Here is a 19,827-nt window from a genome sequence, read left to right on the forward strand (position 1 = left end):
GTGAGTGCGAGATGAACGCAGCGACGACGGGCCTCGTGGCCGGCATGGCCCTGGGCTTCGCCGGTTACTTCGGCGGCTTCTGGGCCTTCCTGCTGGTCCTGGTCCTCGGTGCGGCGGGGTTGATCGCCGGCCTCGCCGCGCAGGGCGACCTCGGCCTCGGCACACGGAGGCAGCGGTGAGGAGCCGGACCGGTTCCGCCGACGAGGGGCCGGGCCCGGCACCGGCCACCGGTCTGCCGCCGCCGGCCGAGCGGGGCGCGACTGTCATCCCGGACCGGGTGGTCGCGCGTATCGCCGCCCGGGCCGCCCGCACGGCGCAGGCGCGGCGCGCGGCCGTGCCGCCAAGCCCGGGTACGCCGGCGGCTCCGAGCGCCACCGCCGCGGTGCGCACCGGCGCGGTGCGCCTGCACCTGACCATGGACCTGCCCTACCCGGCCGACCTCGCCTACGTCTGTGAGCGCATCCAGCGGGACGTGGCCGAACGGGTGGCCTACCTGACCGGTCTGCGCGTGGGAGAGGTCACCCTCACCATCCGGCGGCTGGTGACCGCCGCCGATCCGGGCCGGGGGCGGGTCCGGTGAACGGCCACGCGCCACGGACCGCCCGGCCCGCCGCGCGGGAAGGGAACCCGCGATGACACCCGACCCCGGCCGGCCCGGCCGTGACACCGCACCCGACCCCGGCCCGCCCGGTCACGCCCAACCCGAGCCGGACGCCACGGCCCAAGAGCGCGGTGGAGGGCGCCGGACCCACCGTCCGTGGTCCGCGCGCCGCCTGCCGGCGGCGCTGGTCGCAGCGGTGATCCTGGCGGCGGCGGTCGCGGCGCTGGCCGATGTCGTCGCCGTCCGGGCCGGACGCCCGTCGGCGGCCTGGCGGCGACATCTGACCGAGGCACTGGCCACCCGCCCCGTGGACGACGTGTGGATGCTCACGGGCGCTGCCGTCGCCGCCGCCGCCGGCCTCTGGCTGATCGTCCTGGCCCTCTCCCCCGGGCTACGGCGCTGGCTGCCCCTGCGCTCCACCGCCGGCTGCCCCCGGCTGCGGGCCTCGCTGGATCGCGCCGGCGCCGCCGGCCTGCTGCGCGACGCCGCCCTGCGCGTCCCCGGCGTCGGCGCGGCGCGCGTCCGGGTGCGCCGCCACCGCGTCAAAGCCTTCGCGGACGTCCGTTTCCGCGACCCCCGCCAGGTGAAGGACGACCTCACCGCCGTCCTCGGCGAGGAACGCGACCGGCTCGCCCTCGCGGCCCCTCCCCGCATCGTCGTACGGGTGCGGCGACGCACCGGCTGACGCATAACCCGGAGCCCGCGCCATGACCCCGCGATCCGCACTCAACCGCACTCTGCTGGCCCTCGCCGGACTGGTCCTGCTCGGCGGCGGACTGCTGATCCTCTTCGCCGGGTTCGACCTCTACCGGCGGCACGACCTGGGCCCGCCCGCCGGCTGGCCCCTGACCGCCCCGGACGACGTCCTGCTCGGCTCCGCCGACCGGGCCCGCTGGAGCGGCCAGGGCTGGTGGTGGTGGCCCGCGGTCATCGCCGCGCTCGCCCTCGTCGCCCTGCTCGCCCTGTGGTGGCTGCTCACCCAGCTGATCCGGCGCCGCCCCGGCGCGCTGCCCGTCGGCGGCACGCCCCCGCAGGAGGGCGTCGAACTGCGCGACCGCGCGCTCAGCGACGCGATCGCAGCCGAGGCCGGTGCCCTGCCGGAGGTCCGGCACGCGGCCGTACGCATCACCGGCCGCCCCGCCCACCCACGCACCCGCGTCGGACTCACCCTCACCCCGCACGGCGCGCCCGGTGCCACCCTCGGCGCCCTGTGCGAGGGACCGCTGCGGACCGCTCACCGGTCCATCGGCCTGCCCGACATGCCCACCGAGGTCCGCCTGAAAGTCGCCCGTCACCCGCCGCACCGCGCGGAGTGAGCCGCGGTCCAGCAGACCGGTAGGCGCTGGTGTTCCAGGCGACGGCGTGGGGCCGGGGGACGGCGGACTGAGGGCCGCCGCGTTGGGCGCGGGTCGCGGTCGACGCGGTTACGGACTCTCCGTGAACGCGTCGGCGTGGTCGACGGCCCACTGGCTGAACGTTCGCGGCGCCGTCCCGAGGATGTCGGCCACCGCAGTGGTGATGTGGGCGGGCTGTCCGACCGCCGCACCCCACGCGGCCAGCAGCATGTCGACGGCCGAGCCGGGCACCGTACCCTCCCATCGGCTTCGGAACTCGTCCGGCGTGATCTCCTCGAATGCGATCCGGCGCCCGAGGGCGGCACCGATGACGTCCACCTGCGCGGCTTGGGTCAGCGATTCGGGGCCCGTAAGGACGTAGTCGCCTCCGGCGTATCCGTCCTGAGAGAGCGTCCGCGCCGCGACGGCTGCGATGTCGCGGTCGTCGACCGGCGCCGACTCGGCAGCGCCGTAGGGCCACTGGACGACTTCGCCGGCCCGGATCGCGGGCGCCCACCAGGCCAGCGAGTTCGACGCGAACATCCCTGGCCGGATGATCGTCGGCTCGAGTCCGGCGGCCGCGATGAACCGCTCGATGTCGGCGTGCAGCACCGCCATGGGATTGGGCTGCTGGAAGAGGGGGTGCGGCGTCCGATGCGGGGAGGAGAGGAAGACGACCCGCCGCACGTGGGCCGCCAGCCGCTCGACGACTGCCTCCACGGTCTGAGGCGGGGCGGTCCAGAGGAGGAAGACCGCACCGGCGCCGCTCAGCGCCGGATCGAGCGACCCGGGCACAGTGAGGTCACCGGTGAAGACCTCGACCTCCGCCGGCAGCGTCGCCGCCGCCTCGGGGCGACGGGTGAGGGCACGGACCGGCACGCCCGCGTCGAGGAGTCGGTCGATGACGAGGCGGCCGATCCGGCCCGTCGCCCCGGTGACGAGCACCGCAGGCATGTCGATCTGATGCATGCCGCCCATGAAAACGTTACTCGGTTAAAAAAGCAACTCGGTCATGAATGTTACGGTGGTCAGATGAGCGAGTTGACGGGACTGCGAGCCCGCAAGAAGGAGCGGACGCGCGACGCCATCGGAGACGCGGCCGTCTCGCTGTTCCTGGAGCACGGCTTCGACCGCGTCTCGGTCAACGACATCGCCGCAGCGGCCGAGGTCTCCAAGCCGACCCTCTTCCGGTACTTCCCCACCAAGGAAGACCTGGTGCTGTACCGGTTCGCGGATCACCAGGGCGAGGCAGCACGCGTCGTACGTGACCGCAAGTCCGGCACCAAGCCGGTGACGGCGCTGCACCGGCACTTCCGGGCCGGCCTCGATCGGTACGACCCCGTCACCGGCCTCAGCGATCACCCCGAGGTGGTGGCGTTCCACCGGCTGGTGTTCACCACACCGAGCCTGGCGGGACGGCTCACGCGGTACCAGCTCGAGGACGAGGAGGCACTGGCGGACGCCCTTGGCGAAGGCATCCGGGCACGCCTGCTGGCCGCCCAGGTACTCGCCGTCCAACGGGTGCTCGCCCGGACCAACTGGCAGAAGATCGCCGACGGTCGCACCGCCCACGACGTCCACCCCGAGGCCGTAGCCGATGCCGACCAGGCGTTCAGGCAACTGCCGTGACAGGCGACGCTCCCGGTCGAAGAAGCCCCTGCGGCCCGGAACAGGCACAGCCGGATGACCTCCCGTGACCGCCTGCATACGAACCACTCGACGGCGGTGATGGCGATCAGGTTGGCCGTCGTCCGTCCCACCGGTCGGCATCCGGCCGAACCGCGTGGCCGGGTCGCCGCGACGGGCGCGACCGACCCGGCCAAGGCACGACGCCCGCTGCTCACCGCCTACCAGCCCCGGTGACCGGGGCGAGCGCTCCGCTCGCCCCGCGGGCGGTCAGGCGACCGCCGGGCTTCCCCCTCCCCCGAGTCCGCGGTGGATCGGAGTCCTTCCGCCGGTCAGGGGGACGCCCGTGCCGCCCCGGTTGGTGGCGACGATCTCCGCGACGATCGACAGGGCGGTCTCCTCCGGTGTGCGGGCGCCGAGGTCGAGGCCGATCGGTGAGCGGAGCCGGGCCAGCTCGCGTTCGGTCAGGCCCTCCGACCGCAGCCGCCGGTCGCGGTCGTCGTGGGTGCGGCGGGAGCCCATGGCGCCGACGAACGCGGCCGGCATCCGGAGGGCCACCTTCAGCAGCGGTACGTCGAACTTCGCGTCGTGGGTGAGCACGCACAGGACGGTGCGGGCGTCGGTCGCGGTACGCCGAAGGTAGCGGTGCGGCCAGTCGACGACGACCTCGTCGGCGTCCGGGAAGCGGGCGCGGGTGGCGAAGACGGGGCGGGCGTCGCAGACGGTCACGTGGTAGCCGAGGAACTTGCCGGCCCGGGCCAGCGCCGCGGCGAAGTCGACCGCGCCGAAGACGATCATGCGCGGGGGCGGCACGTTCGACTCGACCAGCAGCGTCAGCCCGCCGGGGCAGTGCGAACCGTCCGCCGAGAGTTCCACCGTGCCGGTGCGGCCCGCCTCCAGCAGCGCCTGGGCTTCGGCCGTCGCGGTCCGGTCCAGGTCCGGGTGGCCGCCGAGACCGCCCTCGGACGTCCCGTCGGACCGCACCAGCAGGGCGCGCCCGAGGAGTTCGGCGGGGCCGCGGGCGACCCGGGCGAGGGCTGCCGGTGCGTCCTGGGCGGCGGCCGACAGCGCCGCGCCGAGGACCGCTCGGACGGGCGCCTCGGCGCCCACCGGCGTGACCAGCACGTCGACCGTCCCGCCGCAGGTCAGTCCCACGGCGAAGGCGTCCTCGTCGCTGTAGCCGAACCGTTGGAGGACGCTCTCGCCGCTCCGGAGCGCCTCGCCGCACAGGTCGTACACCGCGCCCTCGACGCAGCCGCCGGAGACCGAACCGATGGCGGTGCCCGCGCGGTCGACGGCGAGGGCGGCGCCGGGACCGCGCGGGGCACTGCCGCCCACGGCCACCACGGTGGCGACGGCGAACTCCCGGCCCTCCTCGGTCCAGTGGTGCAGCTCCGCTGCCAGGTCAAGCATCCCGGACCCCCGCGGCGGCCGACAGGACGCGGTCGGGCCGGATGGGCAGGCTGCGGTGGCGTACCCCGGTCGCGTGCCAGACCGCGTTCGCCACGGCGGCCGCGGCGCCGACGAGACCGATCTCACCGATGCCCTTGATCCCGACCGGGTCGTCGTCGTGGGTGTCGTCGATCCAGTCGGCCTCGATGCGGGGGACGTCGGCGTGGGTGGCCACGTGATAGCCCGCGAGGTCGGCACCGACGTGTCCGCCGGAGGCGCGGTCCCGGACCGCCTCCTCGTGCAGGGCCATGGAGATGCCCCAGACCATGCCGCCCAGGAACTGGTTGCGCGCGGTGAGCGGGTTGACGATCCGGCCCGCCGCGAAGATGCCGAGCATGCGCCGCACCCGCACCTCGCCGGTGGTGACGTCCACGGCGACCTCGGCGAACTGTGCTCCGAAGGAATGCCGTTCGGCGGGGGCGAGGGCTCCGACGGCCTCCGTGGTGTCGGATCGCACCGTGAGACCCTCCGGGGGGATGTCGGCGCCGAGGGCCAGCCGTTCGCGGAGCTCACCGGCCGCCTGCTTGACGGCCCAGGACCAGGAGCGGGTGCCCATGGAGCCGCCGGCGATCATCGCCGGCCCGAAGTCGCTGTCGCCGATGCGCACCCGGACGTGCTCGGGCCGCACCTGGAGGGCGTCCGCGGCGACGAGGGTGAGCGCGGTACGGGCCCCGGTGCCGATGTCGGCCGCGGAGATCCGGACGGTGAAGGTGCCGTCCGGATGCGCGGTCGCGGTCGCGGTGGAGGGGGCGGCTCCCGCCGGGAAGGAGGCCGCCGCCGTGCCGGTGCCGAGCAGCCAGCGGCCCTCCCGGCGCAGTCCGGGGCGCCCGTCCCGGTCCGCCCAGCCGAACCTGCGGGCCCCTTCCCGGAAGCAGGCGGCCAGATTGCGGCCCGCGAACGGCAGGCCGGACACCGGCCCCTTGTCGGGTTCGTTGCGCAGGCGCAGCTCGATCGGGTCGATCCCGCACTTCTCGGCGAGTTCGTCGAGCGCCGCCTCCAGAGCGAACGAGCCGGGTGCCTCGCCCGGGGCGCGCATGTAGGTCGGGGACGGCACGTCGAGCCGTACGACGCGGTTGGCGGTGTGGTGGGCGTCGGCGTCGTACATCACCCGCGCCGCCCCGGAGCCCGGTTCGACGAACTCGTACACGGTGGAGGTGCGGCTGAGGGAGCGGTGTTCCAGCGCGCGCAGGCGTCCGTCGGGGTCGGCGCCGAGCCGGACCCGCTGGATGGTGGGACTGCGGTACCCGGCCAGCGAGAACATCTGGCGTCGGGTCAGGACCACCCGGACGGGCCGTTGGAGCATGGTCGCGGCCATCACCGCGGCGACCTGGTGGGCACGGACCCCCTTGCTGCCGAAGCCGCCGCCGACGTGTTCGGAGCGAACGCGCACGGAGGCGGGGTCGAGTGAGAAGAGGTTCGCGAGTTCGCCGACGACCCAGGTGACGCCCTGGGTGGAGTCGATCACCTCGAGTCGTCCGTCGTCCCAGCGGGCGGTCGCCGCATGGGGTTCCATCGGGTTGTGGTGCTCTTCGGGGGTGGTGTATTCCGCGTCCACGACGAAGGCCGAGGACGCCAGCTGGGCGTCGAGGTCGCCCTTCTCCGTCACGCCCGGCATATGGCCGTCCACCGGGTAGGCGTCCGGGTGCTCGCCCGTGAACCCGGTCTCGTGCGGCTCCTGTTCGTAGTGCACGACGAGTGCTTCGGCGGCCTCCCTCGCCTGCTCGGACGTCTCCGCGACGACCAGCGCCACCGGCCAGCCCCGGTGCGGCACCCGGTCGTGCTGGAAGACGGCGCAGGTCGGGTCGGGCTTGCCCAGCAGACCGGTGTATTCGGTGTCGAGGTGGGGGGCGTTGCGGTGGTCGAGTACGGCGAGGACGCCCGGCATGGCGAGGACGGGTTCGGTGTCGAGGCCGAGGATGCGGCCGCGGGCGACCGTGGACAGCACCAGCCAGCCATGGGCGAGGCCGGCGAAGGGCACCTCCGCCGAGTAGCGGGCGGCGCCGGTGACCTTGTCACGGCCTTCGACACGGGTGTGGCCGGTGCCGACGGAGGCCGTCCGCGCGGATGTTCCGGTGGTGACGGTGGTCATCGGGCGGCCTCCTCGGCGAGTTCGGTCAGGACGGCCACCGTGAGGTTGCGGGCGAGGTCCACCTTGTAGCCGTTGTGGGGCAGCGGCCGTGCCGCCGCCAGTTCGGCGTCCGCCGCGGCGGCGTAGGTCTCGGGGCCGGCCGGTGCGCCGGTCAGGATCCGCTCGGCGGCGCGCGCGCGCCAGGGGCGGGACGCCACGGCTCCGAAGGCCAGGCGCGCGTCCCGGACGACGCCGTCGCGGATGTCGAGTGCGGCGGCGAGGGAGCCGATGGCGAAGGCGTAGGAGGCGCGCTCGCGCACCTTGCGGTAGCGGGAGGTGGCGGCGACCGGGGCGGACGGCAGCGTGATGCCGGTGATCAGCGCGCCCGGCGGCAGGGCGGTCTCCCGGTGCGGGGTGTCCCCGACGGGCAGGTAGAAGTCGGCGAGCGGCGTCTCTCCGGGGCCGTCGGCCGTTTCGAAGTGGACGACGGCGTCGAAGGCGGTCAGTGCCACGGCCATGTCCGAGGGGTGCACGGCCACGCAGTGCTCGGTCGCGCCCAGGATCGCGTGGTTGTGGTGCTCGCCCTCGACGGCGGGGCAACCGCTGCCGGGCACCCGCTTGTTGCAGGGCTGGGTGATGTCGGTGAAGTAGCCGCAGCGGGTGCGCTGCAGCAGGTTCCCGCCGACCGTGGCCATGTTGCGCAGCTGTCCCGACGCGCCGGCCAGCACCGCCTGGGCGAGCGCCGGGTAGCGGCGCCGGATCTCGGGGTGGGCGGCCAGGTCGCCGTTGGTGACGGTGGCGCCGATCCGCAGTCCGCCCTCGGGCGTCGTCTCGATCCGGTCGAGCGGCAGCTCGCGGATGTCGACGAGCCGTGCCGGGCGCTCGACCCCGGTCTTCATGAGGTCGACGAGGTTGGTGCCGCCGCCCAGGTAGCGGGTGTCCGGATCGGCGTCGAGCAGTGCGACGGCGCCGGCGACGTCGTGCGCCCGCTGGTAGTCGAACTCCCTCATGCCACCGTCTCCTTCGCACCCGTCTCGGAGTGCCCCTGCGTCCGGGCCGCCGCCGCGCGGGCCACCGCTTCGACGATCGAGACGTACGCGCCGCATCGGCACAGGTTCCCGCTCATCCGCTCGCGGATCTCGTCGACGGTCAGGGGCGGTGGTCCCGCTTCGGGGCGGACGTCCTCGGTGACGGCGCTCGGCCAGCCCGCCGCGTGTTCCTCTATCACCCCGATCGCCGAGCAGATCTGGCCCGGGGTGCAGTAGCCGCACTGGAAGCCGTCCAGATCGAGGAAGGCCTGCTGGACGGGGTGCAGCCGTTCGCCGTCGGCCACGCCTTCGATGGTGGTGATCTCCCGGCCCTCGGCCGCCACGGCGAGTTGCAGGCAGGCGACGGCCCGGCGTCCGTCCAGCAGGACCGTGCAGGCCCCGCACTGACCCTGGTCACAGCCCTTTTTGGTGCCGGTCAGATCGAGTCGCTCGCGCAGTGCGTCGAGCAGGGTGGTGCGGTGGTCGACGGGCAGTGTCTGCTTCTCGCCGTTGATCTTCAAAGTGATGACGCTGGACGTCGATGAGGCCATGAGCTGCTTCTTTCGCATTTCCAGGACAGACGGGACGGCAGCCGGGAAGGTCGGGGCGGCCCGGGGATCTCCGTCGTGCGGGCCGGAGCCGCACGGGGCGAAGCGAAGGTGCGGTGTGCTGGGGCCGGACAGTGCAGCTGGCGGCTGCCACAGAGCCGCGTCCGCCGCTATGGTGGACGTGACCGGACAGCTGTCCGCTACTTGGAAACTTAACGGACAGCTGTCCGCTTAGCAAGGGCGAGCTTTGGCCACGCCCCTTGAGGAGGACGAGTGCCTCAGCAGCAGGACTCACCCCGGCGCTCCGACGCGCAGCGCAACCGCGAGCGCATCCTGGAAGTGGCTCTCGTCGAGCTGTCCCGCTGCGCGGACGCCCCGCTCAGCGCGATCGCCAAGAAGGCCGGCGTCGGACAGGGCACCTTCTACCGCAACTTCCCCAATCGCGAGTCGCTCGTTCTCGAGATCTACCGCCACGAGATGCAGCAGGTCGCGGACAGCGCCGAGCAGCTGCTCGGCAGCCGGGCACCCGACGAGGCCCTGCGCGCCTGGATGGACCGGCTGTCCGAGTTCGCCATGACGAAGGCCGGACTGGCCGACGCGATCCGGCAGGTCACCAGCGCACCGGGCGGCCCCGCGAAGCCGTCCCCGACGCCGGTGGCCCGGGCGGCGGAACTCCTGCTCCGCGCCAACGAGGACGCCGGCACCGTACGGCCCGGCGTCACCGCGGACGACTTCCTCCTCGCCATAGCCGGCCTGTGGCAGCTCGACCCCCGCGAGGACTGGCGGCCCCGCGCCGCCCGGCTCCTCGACCTGGTCATGGACGGACTGCGCACGGGGGCTCCCCGGGGCGAAGCGCCGGGGAGCCCCTGACCCCGCACCGCCACCCAGCGGCCGCCCTCGGCACGGCCCGACCAGACCTCTCGGAAGGGGAATGCCGCTCCCCCGCTCCCGTCGGCGAGGCGGCGGCCCGGGCCGAGCGGCCCGCCGGTACGGCGCCTGCTCCGCCGGCCCGGTCCGCCGGTGCGGAGCAGCGGCGGCCGCGAGTCCTGCGCCCTGGGCAACGCGGCGGCCGGGCCGCTGCCGGACCGTCCGGCGGGCCGTCGCCTCGTCGCGGTCCCGATCGCGGGCATGGCGGCCGCCCTCTCGCTCATCCCCGCGGGCTCACCAGGTGACATGGCGTCTTGATGTGTGCGACTTCGTTTCACACTCTGGCCCGGATCGCGCGGGCCGAGTAAACACGGTCGGCCAGGAGTAACACCTCCAACTGGTCAGCACGGCTGACGACACCGCACAGCCGGCCCTCGTCATCCATGACCGGCAGCCGTTTGGCGTGGTGTTCGGCCATGAGGCGGGCCGCGTGCGCCAGGGTCTGCCCCGCCCCCCGCGGGCAACAAGCGGAAGACGGCCGGTCAGCCGTCCCAGGTCCAGTCGGCGACCTCGGGCAGGTCCATGCCGTGCTCGCGGATCCATGCGTGATGGCGGTGGCGGGCGTCCTCCATGCGCTGGCGTACGGCGGCGGCACGGACCGCGAGGCCGGGGACGCGGTCGATGACGTCCATGACGAGGCGATAGCGGTCGAGGTCGTTGCGGACGACCATGTCGAAGGGGGTGGTCGTGGTGCCGATCTCCTTGTAGCCGCGCACGTGCAGGTTCCGGTGCCCGGTGCGGCGGTAAGCCAGGCGATGGATGAGCCACGGGTAGCCGTGGTAGGCGAAGATCACCGGCTTGTCGGCCGTGAACAGGCCGTCGTACTCGAAGTCGCTCATGCCGTGCGGGTGTTCCTCGCTGGGGAGCAGCCGGGCGATGTCGACGACGTTGACCACCCGCACGGCCAGGTCGGGCAGGTGCATGCGCAGCAACTGGGCGGCGGCCAGCACCTCCTGGGTCGGGACGTCGCCCGCGCACGCCAGCACCACGTCCGGTTCACGGGAGTCGTCCTCGGTGCCGGCCCACTCCCAGATCCCGGCGCCGCGGGCGCAGTGGACCTTCGCCTGCTCCATGGAGAGCCAGTCGAAGCAGGGCTGCTTGCCGGCCACGATCACGTTGACGTAGTCCTTGCTGCGCAGTGCGTGGTCGGCGACCGACAGCAGCGTATTGGCGTCCGGCGGGAAGTAGACCCGGACCGCTTCGGGACTCTTGTTGAGGATGTGGTCGACGAAGCCGGGGTCCTGGTGGGAGAAACCGTTGTGGTCCTGGCGCCACACGTGCGAGGTCAGCAGATAGTTGAGGGAGGCGATGGGAGCGCGCCAGGGCAGTCGGCGGGTGGTGCGCAGCCACTTGATGTGCTGGTTCACCATGGAGTCGACGATGTGCACGAACGCCTCGTAGCAGGAGAACAGCCCGTGCCTGCCGGTGAGGAGGTAGCCCTCAAGCCAGCCCTGACAGGTGTGTTCGGAGAGGATCTCCATCACCCGGCCGTGACGCTCGAGGTGCTCGTCCACCTGGAGCACTTGGGCCTGCCAGGCCTTGCCGCTGGCAGCGTAGACCGCCTGGAGCCGGTTGGAGGCGGTCTCGTCGGGACCGACGAGGCGGAAGTCGCGCCGTCCGCTCGTGGCGTGCATGACGTCCTGCAGCAGGTCACCGAGGACACGGGTGGGTTCGTGCAGGGCCGCCCCGGGCTTGTCGACCTCGACGGCGTACTTCTCCAGCGGTGGCAGGGGCAGCTCGTGCAGCAGCAGGCCGCCGTTGGCGTGGGGGTTCGCGCCCAGCCGGCTCCTGCCCTCCGGGATGCAGGCGAGCACGTGCGGGCGCGGGGCGCCATGCTCGTCGAACAGCTCCTCCGGCCGGTAGGACCGCATCCACTGCTCCAGCTGCCGCAAGTGCTCCGGATTGTCCCGCACGGCGGCCAACGGCACCTGGTGGGCGCGCCAGGTCCCCTCCACGGGCAGACCGTCGACCTCCGCCGGGCCGGTCCAGCCCTTGGGGGTGCGCAACACGATCACCGGCCAGTGCGGCCGCTCTGTCACACGGCCCTCGCGGGCGCCGCTCTGGATGGCGGCGATGCTCTCCAGAGCGTCGTCCATCGCGGCGGCCATCGCCCGGTGGACGGCCATCGGGTCGTCGCCGGTGACGTGGATCGGGACGTGTCCGTAACCGCGCAGCAGCTCGTCGAGTTCGCGCTCGGGCAGGCGGGACAGCACGGACGGGTTGGCGATCTTGTAGCCGTTGAGGTGCAGGATCGGCAGCACGGCACCGTCGTTGACGGGGTCGAGGAACTTGTTCGAATGCCAGGAGGCGGCCAGCGGTCCGGTCTCGGCCTCGCCGTCACCGATCACGCAGGCGACCAGCAAGTCCGGGTTGTCCAGGGCGGCGCCGTAGGCATGGGAGAGCGAGTAACCGAGTTCGCCGCCCTCGTGGATGGAGCCGGGGGTCTCCGGCGCGACGTGGCTGGGCACCCCGCCGGGAAAGGAGAACTGCTTGAACAGCCGCCCCATGCCGGCCGCGTCCCGCGTGATGTCGGGGTACGTCTCGGTGTACGAGCCCTCCAGCCAGGAGTTGGCCAGCACGGCCGGACCGCCGTGACCAGGCCCCCAGATGCACAGGGCGTCCAGACCGCGGGCCTTGATGACGCGGTTGAGGTGGGTGTGCACCAGGTTCAGGCCGGGCGACGTGCCCCAGTGGCCCAACAGCCGAGGTTTGATGTGCTCGGGGCGCAGTGGCTCGGTGAGCAGGGGGTTGGCCATGAGGTAGATCTGGCCCACGGCCAGATAGTTCGCGGCGCGCCAGTGGGCGTCCAGCGACCTCAGCTCGTCCTCCTCCGGCTGGGTGGGTGTCAGCTGCGTGTCGTCGGGCATCGCGGATCCTTTCCGGGTCGGGGCACGGCTCCGGGTGCCGTGTACGCCGATCTGCACACTCCACCCTCTGCCGCGGCGCCGAGTACCCGACAGGGCCGTTCGGGCTACACGCGCCGCGCGAGGGAACCGAACGGAGCACGGCCGGGCCCCTCCGTACACCCGGAGAGACTCGGAACGGTGTGGGGGCGCCGGTCTCCGGTCCGTCCTCGTACGACGTGTTCGCACCCCACCGCCGGGGTTTCGAGGCTGGTGCGTACTTCGGCCACCTCCGACGTCGTACGGATCGAGGACGGTGATGACCGAGCCCCGGCTTGAGTCATGGTGACGTCGGGTATGGGTACTGTCCGGCCCTGGTGGCAGCGGAAACCGGAGTGCGCTGAGGTGGCGGTCCCGGCAGCATGTGGGCATGGTTGCCCCCTTGGATGTCCCGCGTTTGGTTGCGGGCGACGGTTTTCTGCTGCGGGCCTGGGAGCTCGGGGATCTGCCCCTTGTCCAGGAGGTGTCGAGTGACGACTACATCCCGTTGATCACCAGTGTTCCCTCGACGTACTCGCAGGCTGCGGGCGAAGCCTTCGTCCAGCGGCAGTGGGAACGGGCGTCTACCGGCAGCGGGTATCCGTTCGTCATCGCGCGGATCGAGGACGGCCGCCCGCTGGGGATGGTCGGTCTCTGGGTGAGGGATCGGGGCGAGGGACGAGCGTCGCTGGGTTATTGGCTTGCCGAGTCGGCCCGTGGCCAAGGCATTGCGGCGAAAGCCCTGCGAGCGGTTGTCCGCTGGGCCCTCATGGACCTGCGGATTCCCCGTCTTCAGCTGCACGTCGAGCCGTGGAATGTCGCATCACAGCGAACGGCTGAGCATGTGGGCTTTCAGCGTGAGGGCGTGCTGCGCAGTTGGCAGCAGGTGGGCGACGAGCGCCGGGACATGATCATGTATTCGATGCTGGAGGTTGATCTGCCCTGACCGGCCGCCGGCCGGCTTCGGCGGCGCAGGCGCCGACGGAGGATCGTTGCCGGGCAACGGCTTTTGCGGGTGTCCGGACCGGCCTGGCCCACAGGCCGCCGACGCCCAGTGGAGCCGGGACCGGGCGTGGTAGGGGCCGCACCGGGTGAGCGGCGAGCTGACCGTGCTGCACCGGGTGGCACCCGAGGAAGCCGATCCCCGGGGGGCGGTGGCTGCGCCGACGGACGCCGTCCGGCGCGCCCCGCGGTCCCACCCCGCGGGTCATGATGGCGTCCGTGTGCGAGTGGCGGTGCCGTCCGCACCTGCCTATGAGTGATATTTGCCTCAATTCAGGCGTTACCGTGCGAAGTTGGCGCTGGTAAAGTCGACGGGCTCAACAGCCGTGTCGTCGTCTCGGAGGCGCAGTGAAGGTCACTTTGTTCTCGGCCGGTTCGGACGGTGGGCGGGTCGCGGGTACGAGTGAGCTACACAGATGGTTGCAGCGCCAGCCGGAACTGCGCGCACGCCTCGTACGGCAGTCGTCAACCGCGCCGCCGCCCGGGACCATGGGTGCGTCCGGAGAGTTACTGACCCTGCTGCTGGCCCCCGGAGGCGTCACCGCAGCCTTGGCGGCGGCCGTCGTGGCCTGGCTGCAGAACCGGCGCGGCGACCAGACCGTCACGATCACCCTGCCCGACCAGACGCAGATCACCGTCTCCTCCACCAAAGTGCGCGGACTGACCGCGCAGGCCACCGGTGACCTGGCCCAGCGTGTCGCGGCGGCGATCGACGGGGCCGGACGCACTGCGGACAACGGCGCTGAGCGCGGTGCGCCGGGAGCCGGTGCGGCCCCCGGGGAGGTGAACTCGGACAGACCGTCGCAACCGGCGGGAAACGACGGGGAAAGAGCCTGAGCGATGGCGATGGCGAACCAGGGAGACCCGCGAGGCTTGCTGAGCGACGACTGCCGGGCCCTGGTGGTCGGCACTGGCCGGCATGATCCGTCCGTCAGGAGGGTGGCCAGCCGACCGCCGGTGACTGGAAAGAACCTCGTCACAGTACCGGGCGGGTGCACTTCTGGAACATCAGCGACGTTGGGCACCCCGAACGCCAGGAGACCCTCCGGCTCGACCACACCGTGTTCTCCATCAAAGTGACTCCGGACGAGCGGCACGTCGTGACCGGCATGAGTCGTGACGGCCTGGAGCCGGGGCAGGAATGCCGCATATGGGACACCGAACCGGACGGACGATGGCGCAGCCCCGCCCAGACCAGCCTGGCGGGCGTGTCCGACCTTGGCGGGGGGACGAGGCAGTCGTCCAGCGTGAACTGTGGACCGAACGTGATCCGCGAGTGCCGCCGCACCGCCGAACGCACTGACTGCGTACGGTGACGGCCGATCGGCTCGTCCGACCGGCCCGGGCGCTCCGCTGTGAGGCGAAGGGTCATGCGGCTATCGAGCGGCGTGGGGAGCTGCCTGTGTGCGAACGACCAGCACGTCCAGGTGCAGCTCGTCAGGTGGCACTGGTATGTCGGACCATTCGGCAAGCAGAGCGAGGAGGTTAAGAGCACGTCGGGGTGCGCACTCGACGACAGGGAAGTCGGCCGAGCCCTCGGTGAGACAGGTCAGCGTAACGCGGGCGGCAGCCTCGGCATCGGCAGCGTGCTGGCCGGTGGTCACCGGCACTGGTTTGCCGGTGCCGGAGACGAACGCTTCGGTCAGCAGGAGGTTGGCCCCGCCGGCGGTGAAGCGCTGGGACTGAGTGGTCGCGGTCGCTCGCGGGGCGAGGGTACGCAGGCGGGAGAGCATCCAGGCCGTCTGGGCGAGTCCGGTGGCCAGCGCTCCGGCGCCGGCACCGGCGGACCAGGGCCGGTTGCCCTCCCCCGTGCGGGCTCGGCCCAACCGGCGCCACTCATCGCTGTTCGGCTCCGGGATCGGGACGGCCATCGGCGCTTCCACGGCCAGAACCGCGCTTCCGTCCTCTGCCAGGGCCTGGGCCAGAGCCTGGACAGCGCCCTCCGGATCATCCCCGCAGGAGAGCACCGCGTGCTCCGGCGAGTCGACGGCTGCCCAGGCGAACTTGGACGGCGATTTCACTGAGCCGATATCCACGCCCACGACACGCATCGGAGCTGATCCTTTCCTGGCGACAAGCTCGTTCAGTCGGCACTACCCATCCGTGGCTACGTACAGTGCCCGTCACCGCTCCAGTGGTACTGATTCCTCACGAACCCTGGCACAACTGCTGTGCATGGGGCGCGGATTGGCGCATTTTCGCTGGATCCGGTGCCCATCGCATCGCGGACCCCGTACCCCGTACCGTGACCGCACCCTGGAGACGACCATGCCCTCGGGTACGCCGCGGTTTCTTGAGCGCAACGCCGCCGAAACACCGCCTTCCTACCGTCACCCCTACACCGGTCATGGCTGCAACGGTCGGTGTGCGTCCGGGTGCGGGGCTTGCTTGGGCGCTAACCAGCCGTCTTCCGCCGAGCTGCGAGGAGGAACGATGGCTGTTGTCGAGCATGCCGTCGCGCCCGCACACCAAGGACCCCACCCCGTCGATGTACGGCCGCCGTGGCGGCGGCTCGTGCCGCTGAGCCTGCAGCATCTGCTCGTCGCGTACGCGGGCATGGCTACGATGCCGCTGCTCGTGGGGACCGCGCTCCATCTGCCCGAGGACCGGACAAGGCTGCTCATCAGCGCGAACCTGCTGGTCAGCGGGGTCGCCACCGTGTTGCAGTCGGTGGGTCTGAAGTGGTTCGGGGCGCGGTTGCCGATCGTGATGGGTTCCACGTTCACGGCGATCACCCCCGCCGTCCTCATCGGGCAGCAGCACGGGCTCGCCGCCGTGTTCGGGGCGACCGTCGTGTCCGGTCTGGTGACGCTGGCCGTCGCTCCCTGGTTCGGACGCTGTCTGCATCTGTTTCCGCCGCTGGTCACCGGGACGGTCATCGCTGTCATCGGGTTCTCGCTGGTGCCTTCGGCGGCCGGCCTCGTCGCCGGGGAGGGAACCGGCGGCAGCGGTGGCCGCGGGCTCGCGCTCGCCGCCGGGACGGTGCTGCTCGTGGTCGTCTTGGAGCGCGTCGCGCCACCCGCGCTCGCCCGGTTCTCGGTGCTTCTCGCCATGGCCGTGGGCACCGTGGCCGCGCTGCCGCTGGGACTGTTCGACGGGTCGGGGGTCGCGGACGCGCGCGTCGTCACGGCACCCGATCCGACCGCTTTCGGGGCTCCCGCGTTCGTGGTGCCCGCCATCGCCGCGATGCTGGTCGTGCAGCTCGTGAACATGGTGGAGTCCGTCGGCGACACCCTCGCGGTCGGCCAGATCGTCGGCCGTGGCAACGACGCGCCCACCGTCGTGCGGGCGCTGCGCGCGGACGGAGCCGCCACTGTGCTGTCGGGGGCACTCGCCTCCTTCCCCATCGTGACGTTCGGGCAGTCGGTGGGCCTGGTGAGCGTGACGCGCGTCAGGAGCCGTCATGTGGTGGCGCTGTCAGGAGCGTTGATGGTGGCTCTCGCGTTCGTGCCCGTACTCGGTGCCGCCGTCGCCGCCGTGCCGGGGCCGGTCCTGGGCGGCGTCTCGCTGGTCATGTTCGGGACCGTGGGCGCCGTCGGGCTGCGCATCCTCGCACGCGCCGATCTGGCGGAGCCGCGGAATCTGCTGACCGTCGCCCTCTCCTTCGCGCTCGGCATGATCCCCCTCGGCGCACCGGACTTCTACGCGCCGCTCCCCTCGTACCTGCGCACCGTCCTGGACAGCGGCATCGCCGTCACCGGGATCGTGGCGTTCCTGCTCCATCTGCTGTTCTCCCGCACGGGAGCTGCCCCTCGCCGGAAGGAGTCCACCCGATGACACTCGGGACGGTCACGGACGTCACTGTCCACACCGGGAGCCGCTGGCTGCCCGGGATGGATGTGCACATCGCCGACGGACGGGTCACGGCGATCTCGGCTCACGGTGAACTCCCCTGCAGTGGTGAGATATTGGAGGGACACGGCGGACACCTGACGCCTGGCCTCGTCAACACCCACACCCACCTCTTCCAGGCGGGACTGCGCGGCATCGGCGAGGGGCTCGGGCTGCTCGCGTGGCTGAGTGCCGTCGGTGAGGAGGCGGTGCGGCTCACGCCCGAGCGGGCCTACGCGACCGCCGCCGCCGCGGCGGCCGAAGCGCTGCGCAGCGGCACCACCACGCTCGTCGAGCACATGTGGCCGCACCCGTCGCCCGAGGTGCACGACGCGGTGCTTCGGGCTCTCAAGGACAGCGGCGTACGGGCCGTGCTGTGCCGGGGTGTCGCCGACCGGGCCGACCGGAGCCGCAAGTGGGGCTTCGATCCGCGGCTGATGCAGCCGCTGAAGGAGGCCCTCGCGCACACCGACGAGCTGATCGTGCAGGCGCGCGGCAGCCGGGTGAACGTCGGCGTGGCCGTACCCAATCCGCGGTGTCTGACGCCGGAGGGCATGGGCGCCGTGCGCACGTACGCCGAGGAGCGCGCACTGCCCGTCTCGCTGCACCTGCTGGAGACCACCACGGACGACACGATGTGCCGTGACCATGTGGGCGTCGGCGCCGTCGAGTACCTGGAGCGGGCCGGGTTTCTGTGGGAACGGCTGCTCGCGGTGCACTGCGTGGAGCTCGACGCCGAGGGGCGGGCCACCCTCGCCCGGCACGGCGTCGGTGTCTCGTACAACCCGCTGAGCAATATGCGGCTCGGCAGCGGGATCGCACCGGTGCCCGAGATGCTGGAGGCCGGCCTGAGTGTCGGTCTCGGGGTCGACGGGGCCGCCAGCAACGACACGCAGGACATCCTGGAGGCGCTGCGCATCGGCGCCTACCTGCAGCGGGCCGCGCACCGCAAGGCGGATCTGTTCGGGTTCCCCGAGATGTTCACGATGGCGGTGGGCGGCGCGAACCGGGTGCTCGGGATCGAGGAGAACCAGGACGGCGGGGTGCGGGTCGGGATGCGGGCGGACCTCGTCCTGCACCGCTTCGACCGGGACTACGCCTGCCTTCCGGTCCGCGATCCGGGTGCGACGCTGTTGACGTGCGCGGGCAGCAGGACGGTGGCGTCCGTGCTGGTCGGAGGCGAGGTGCTGGTACGTGACGGGGCGCATGTCCGTTTGTCGTCGCGGGAGTTGGCGGCAGGCCTCACCCGTTGGAGCTCGTGCGGCGACTGACCGGTGGAGCCCTGAGACCTCTGCGGGGGCTCCTTGGGCTTTACGGCGGTGTAACAGCACGATCCCCACCGGTAACACACCCCCTGCAAACTGAACCCATCGCGTGCGGGCCCCGGCGACCGGGGCCCGTGCCAGCCCACGGCGCCGGACCCACGAAGCGGTCCGCCGTGACCGTGCACGCGGGCGTCTGAGTGCCCGTGCTGGGGATCGCAGGGGCGGTGACTGCATCCCGTACGCAACTCCGTGCCAGAGGAGCAACAGCCGCGATGACGAACACCACGTACACCCTCGACGAGTTGGCCAAGGAGTCCCGCATGGGCGGGGCCGGGACGGAGACATCCGCCCGGGAGATCCGCCGCATCGACCTCACCGACTGCGAGCGCCGCAAGGCGGAGATCACCGAGGAACTGTGGGCCGCCGCCACCGGCATCGGCTTCTTCCAGCTGGTCAACCACGGCATCGAACCCGGCGTCGTGGACGGCGCGTTCGCCGACGCCGAGGCCTTCTTCGCCCGGCCGGAGGAGGCCAAGGCGCGGCACGCCCTGAAGAAGGGGCTCAACTCCGGTTGGGAGTCGATGACCCAGGTGCGCCCCTCGATCGGGACGCCCGACCAGAAGGAGTCGTACCAGGTGACCCGCCCGCACATGGAAGGGCTGTGGCCGGACGACGCGCTGCCCGGCTTCCGCGAGCGCGTGCTGGCGTTCGAGGGGCGCTGCCGGGATCTGGCGATGTGGGTGCTGTCCTGCTTCGCGGACAGGCTGGGGCTGCCCGAGGGGTTCTTCGCGCGCGCCCACGACCCGGTGAGCCCGCGCTACCAGTCGACCCTGAGGATGCTGCACTACTTCGCCGTGCCCGACGACGCCGTGATCCCCGCGAACGTGTGGCGGGCCGGGGCGCACACCGACTTCGACTGCCTGACACTGCTGTTCCAACGGGACGGGCAGGGCGGGCTGCAGGTGTGCCCGGGCAAGGAGGCCGAGGCGCAGGAGTGGACGCCGGTCGAGCCGGCGGACTCCGTGATCACCTGCAACATCGGGGACATGCTGATGCGGTGGAGTGACGACCGGCTCCCGTCGAACTTCCACCGGGTCAGGTCGCCGGGGCCTGGCGACGACCGGTCGGCCCGCCACAGCATCGCGTTCTTCGCGCAGGCCGACGGCGACGTGGTGATCGAGGGCCCGGAGGGCCGCTATCCGCCGATCACCGCGGCCGAGTACATCCGGCAGCGGATCGCCGCGAACTTCGCCCGATAGGAAC

General features: G+C 72.2%; 21 protein-coding genes. 13 read left to right on the forward strand and 8 right to left on the reverse strand.

The window, feature by feature from the left end; translation table 11 throughout:
- Positions 1–11: 11 nt before the first annotated feature.
- The 4 genes from ACZ63H_RS02785 to ACZ63H_RS02800 are packed head-to-tail and all read left to right on the forward strand — an operon-like array spanning position 12 to position 1,917.
- Positions 12–179, forward strand: coding sequence for a hypothetical protein (locus tag ACZ63H_RS02785; RefSeq protein ID WP_469861464.1), 168 nt, complete (start codon positions 12–14; stop codon positions 177–179).
- Positions 176–580 (forward strand): Asp23/Gls24 family envelope stress response protein, encoded by a 405-nt coding sequence (locus tag ACZ63H_RS02790; RefSeq protein WP_469861466.1) that lies wholly within the window; start codon positions 176–178, stop codon positions 578–580. The genes ACZ63H_RS02785 and ACZ63H_RS02790 overlap by 4 nt, the downstream gene beginning before the upstream one ends.
- 52 nt (positions 581–632) lie before the next feature.
- A complete protein-coding gene (locus ACZ63H_RS02795) occupies positions 633–1,286 on the forward strand; it encodes a DUF6286 domain-containing protein (protein ID WP_469861468.1) in 654 nt (217 codons plus the stop codon).
- A gap of 22 nt (positions 1,287–1,308) precedes the next feature.
- Complete coding sequence (locus ACZ63H_RS02800) at positions 1,309–1,917, forward strand: alkaline shock response membrane anchor protein AmaP (protein ID WP_469861470.1); 609 nt, start codon at positions 1,309–1,311, stop codon at positions 1,915–1,917.
- A 108-nt stretch (positions 1,918–2,025) separates the two neighbouring features.
- On the opposite strand, the gene ACZ63H_RS02805 is transcribed toward ACZ63H_RS02800, so the two are convergent.
- Positions 2,026–2,904, reverse strand: coding sequence for an SDR family oxidoreductase (locus tag ACZ63H_RS02805; RefSeq protein ID WP_469861471.1), 879 nt, complete (start codon positions 2,902–2,904; stop codon positions 2,026–2,028).
- Positions 2,905–2,967: 63 nt separating this feature from the next.
- Here ACZ63H_RS02805 and ACZ63H_RS02810 point away from each other — a divergent pair, with 63 nt between their 5' ends.
- Both ACZ63H_RS02810 and ACZ63H_RS02815 read left to right on the forward strand, forming a co-directional pair.
- On the forward strand, positions 2,968–3,564 hold the full coding sequence (locus ACZ63H_RS02810) for a TetR/AcrR family transcriptional regulator (protein ID WP_469861473.1): 597 nt from the start codon (positions 2,968–2,970) through the stop codon (positions 3,562–3,564).
- 54 nt (positions 3,565–3,618) lie between these two features.
- Positions 3,619–3,798 carry a hypothetical protein gene (locus ACZ63H_RS02815; protein ID WP_469861474.1) on the forward strand — a complete coding sequence of 60 codons (180 nt, stop codon included), beginning with the start codon at positions 3,619–3,621 and terminating at the stop codon, positions 3,796–3,798.
- Between the two features lie 33 nt (positions 3,799–3,831).
- Here the strand turns inward: ACZ63H_RS02815 and ACZ63H_RS02820 are convergent, their stop codons facing one another.
- Genes ACZ63H_RS02820 through ACZ63H_RS02835 form a run of 4 tightly spaced genes read right to left on the reverse strand, consistent with a single transcriptional unit; the run spans position 3,832 to position 8,660 of the window.
- Complete coding sequence (locus tag ACZ63H_RS02820) at positions 3,832–4,974, reverse strand: XdhC family protein (RefSeq protein WP_469861476.1); 1,143 nt, start codon at positions 4,972–4,974, stop codon at positions 3,832–3,834.
- Positions 4,967–7,102, reverse strand: a complete 2,136-nt coding sequence (locus ACZ63H_RS02825) for a xanthine dehydrogenase family protein molybdopterin-binding subunit (protein WP_469861477.1) — start codon at positions 7,100–7,102, stop codon at positions 4,967–4,969. Before ACZ63H_RS02825 ends, ACZ63H_RS02820 begins: the two co-directional genes overlap by 8 nt.
- Positions 7,099–8,091 (reverse strand): FAD binding domain-containing protein, encoded by a 993-nt coding sequence (locus ACZ63H_RS02830; RefSeq protein ID WP_469861479.1) that lies wholly within the window; start codon positions 8,089–8,091, stop codon positions 7,099–7,101. Before ACZ63H_RS02830 ends, ACZ63H_RS02825 begins: the two co-directional genes overlap by 4 nt.
- Positions 8,088–8,660: a 2Fe-2S iron-sulfur cluster-binding protein gene (locus tag ACZ63H_RS02835; protein WP_469861481.1), complete on the reverse strand. Its 573-nt coding sequence runs from the start codon at positions 8,658–8,660 to the stop codon at positions 8,088–8,090. Before ACZ63H_RS02835 ends, ACZ63H_RS02830 begins: the two co-directional genes overlap by 4 nt.
- Positions 8,661–8,930: 270 nt before the next feature.
- On the opposite strand from ACZ63H_RS02835, the gene ACZ63H_RS02840 reads away from it, so the two are divergent.
- Positions 8,931–9,527: a TetR/AcrR family transcriptional regulator gene (locus ACZ63H_RS02840; protein ID WP_469861483.1), complete on the forward strand. Its 597-nt coding sequence runs from the start codon at positions 8,931–8,933 to the stop codon at positions 9,525–9,527.
- 331 nt (positions 9,528–9,858) lie between these two features.
- Here ACZ63H_RS02840 and ACZ63H_RS02845 read toward each other — a convergent pair whose 3' ends face one another.
- Positions 9,859–10,179 carry a CBS domain-containing protein gene (locus ACZ63H_RS02845; RefSeq protein WP_469861484.1) on the reverse strand — a complete coding sequence of 107 codons (321 nt, stop codon included), beginning with the start codon at positions 10,177–10,179 and terminating at the stop codon, positions 9,859–9,861.
- Entirely contained in the window at positions 10,067–12,451 is a 2,385-nt protein-coding gene (locus ACZ63H_RS02850) for a phosphoketolase family protein (protein ID WP_469861486.1), read from the reverse strand. The genes ACZ63H_RS02845 and ACZ63H_RS02850 overlap by 113 nt, the downstream gene beginning before the upstream one ends.
- A 406-nt stretch (positions 12,452–12,857) precedes the next feature.
- Between ACZ63H_RS02850 and ACZ63H_RS02855 the strand changes: the two genes are divergently transcribed.
- From ACZ63H_RS02855 to ACZ63H_RS02865, 3 genes are all read left to right on the forward strand, one after another.
- Positions 12,858–13,412 carry a GNAT family N-acetyltransferase gene (locus ACZ63H_RS02855; protein WP_469861488.1) on the forward strand — a complete coding sequence of 185 codons (555 nt, stop codon included), beginning with the start codon at positions 12,858–12,860 and terminating at the stop codon, positions 13,410–13,412.
- A 404-nt stretch (positions 13,413–13,816) separates the two neighbouring features.
- Complete coding sequence (locus tag ACZ63H_RS02860) at positions 13,817–14,305, forward strand: effector-associated constant component EACC1 (RefSeq protein ID WP_469861490.1); 489 nt, start codon at positions 13,817–13,819, stop codon at positions 14,303–14,305.
- A 155-nt stretch (positions 14,306–14,460) separates the two neighbouring features.
- Positions 14,461–14,784: a hypothetical protein gene (locus tag ACZ63H_RS02865; protein WP_469861492.1), complete on the forward strand. Its 324-nt coding sequence runs from the start codon at positions 14,461–14,463 to the stop codon at positions 14,782–14,784.
- Between the two features lie 60 nt (positions 14,785–14,844).
- Here ACZ63H_RS02865 and ACZ63H_RS02870 read toward each other — a convergent pair whose 3' ends face one another.
- Entirely contained in the window at positions 14,845–15,519 is a 675-nt protein-coding gene (locus tag ACZ63H_RS02870) for a hypothetical protein (protein ID WP_469861494.1), read from the reverse strand.
- Positions 15,520–15,901: 382 nt separating this feature from the next.
- Between ACZ63H_RS02870 and ACZ63H_RS02875 the strand changes: the two genes are divergently transcribed.
- The 3 genes from ACZ63H_RS02875 (at position 15,902) to ACZ63H_RS02885 (ending at position 19,823) form a co-directional block, all read left to right on the forward strand.
- Positions 15,902–17,245 (forward strand): uracil-xanthine permease family protein, encoded by a 1,344-nt coding sequence (locus ACZ63H_RS02875; protein ID WP_469861496.1) that lies wholly within the window; start codon positions 15,902–15,904, stop codon positions 17,243–17,245.
- Positions 17,242–18,570 carry an amidohydrolase family protein gene (locus ACZ63H_RS02880; protein WP_469861498.1) on the forward strand — a complete coding sequence of 443 codons (1,329 nt, stop codon included), beginning with the start codon at positions 17,242–17,244 and terminating at the stop codon, positions 18,568–18,570. The genes ACZ63H_RS02875 and ACZ63H_RS02880 overlap by 4 nt, the downstream gene beginning before the upstream one ends.
- Before the next feature lie 266 nt (positions 18,571–18,836).
- The gene (locus tag ACZ63H_RS02885; RefSeq protein WP_469861500.1) at positions 18,837–19,823 is read left to right on the forward strand and encodes an isopenicillin N synthase family dioxygenase; all 987 of its coding nucleotides are present in this window, start codon (positions 18,837–18,839) and stop codon (positions 19,821–19,823) included.
- Positions 19,824–19,827 lie beyond the last annotated feature (4 nt).

The sequence above is a fragment of the Streptomyces sp. NPDC104831 genome, assembly GCF_055583025.1.

Coding starts and splice junctions, on each gene's coding strand:
- ACZ63H_RS02785 (WP_469861464.1), top strand. CDS start 12: ATGAACGCAGCGACGACGGGCCTCGTGGCCGGCATGGCCCTGGGCTTC.
- ACZ63H_RS02795 (WP_469861468.1), top strand. CDS start 633: ATGACACCCGACCCCGGCCGGCCCGGCCGTGACACCGCACCCGACCCC.
- ACZ63H_RS02800 (WP_469861470.1), top strand. CDS start 1,309: ATGACCCCGCGATCCGCACTCAACCGCACTCTGCTGGCCCTCGCCGGA.
- ACZ63H_RS02805 (WP_469861471.1), bottom strand. CDS start 2,904: ATGCATCAGATCGACATGCCTGCGGTGCTCGTCACCGGGGCGACGGGC.
- ACZ63H_RS02810 (WP_469861473.1), top strand. CDS start 2,968: ATGAGCGAGTTGACGGGACTGCGAGCCCGCAAGAAGGAGCGGACGCGC.
- ACZ63H_RS02815 (WP_469861474.1), top strand. CDS start 3,619: ATGACCTCCCGTGACCGCCTGCATACGAACCACTCGACGGCGGTGATG.
- ACZ63H_RS02820 (WP_469861476.1), bottom strand. CDS start 4,974: ATGCTTGACCTGGCAGCGGAGCTGCACCACTGGACCGAGGAGGGCCGG.
- ACZ63H_RS02825 (WP_469861477.1), bottom strand. CDS start 7,102: ATGACCACCGTCACCACCGGAACATCCGCGCGGACGGCCTCCGTCGGC.
- ACZ63H_RS02830 (WP_469861479.1), bottom strand. CDS start 8,091: ATGAGGGAGTTCGACTACCAGCGGGCGCACGACGTCGCCGGCGCCGTC.
- ACZ63H_RS02835 (WP_469861481.1), bottom strand. CDS start 8,660: ATGGCCTCATCGACGTCCAGCGTCATCACTTTGAAGATCAACGGCGAG.
- ACZ63H_RS02850 (WP_469861486.1), bottom strand. CDS start 12,451: ATGCCCGACGACACGCAGCTGACACCCACCCAGCCGGAGGAGGACGAG.
- ACZ63H_RS02855 (WP_469861488.1), top strand. CDS start 12,858: ATGGTTGCCCCCTTGGATGTCCCGCGTTTGGTTGCGGGCGACGGTTTT.
- ACZ63H_RS02870 (WP_469861494.1), bottom strand. CDS start 15,519: ATGCGTGTCGTGGGCGTGGATATCGGCTCAGTGAAATCGCCGTCCAAG.
- ACZ63H_RS02875 (WP_469861496.1), top strand. CDS start 15,902: ATGGCTGTTGTCGAGCATGCCGTCGCGCCCGCACACCAAGGACCCCAC.
- ACZ63H_RS02880 (WP_469861498.1), top strand. CDS start 17,242: ATGACACTCGGGACGGTCACGGACGTCACTGTCCACACCGGGAGCCGC.
- ACZ63H_RS02885 (WP_469861500.1), top strand. CDS start 18,837: ATGACGAACACCACGTACACCCTCGACGAGTTGGCCAAGGAGTCCCGC.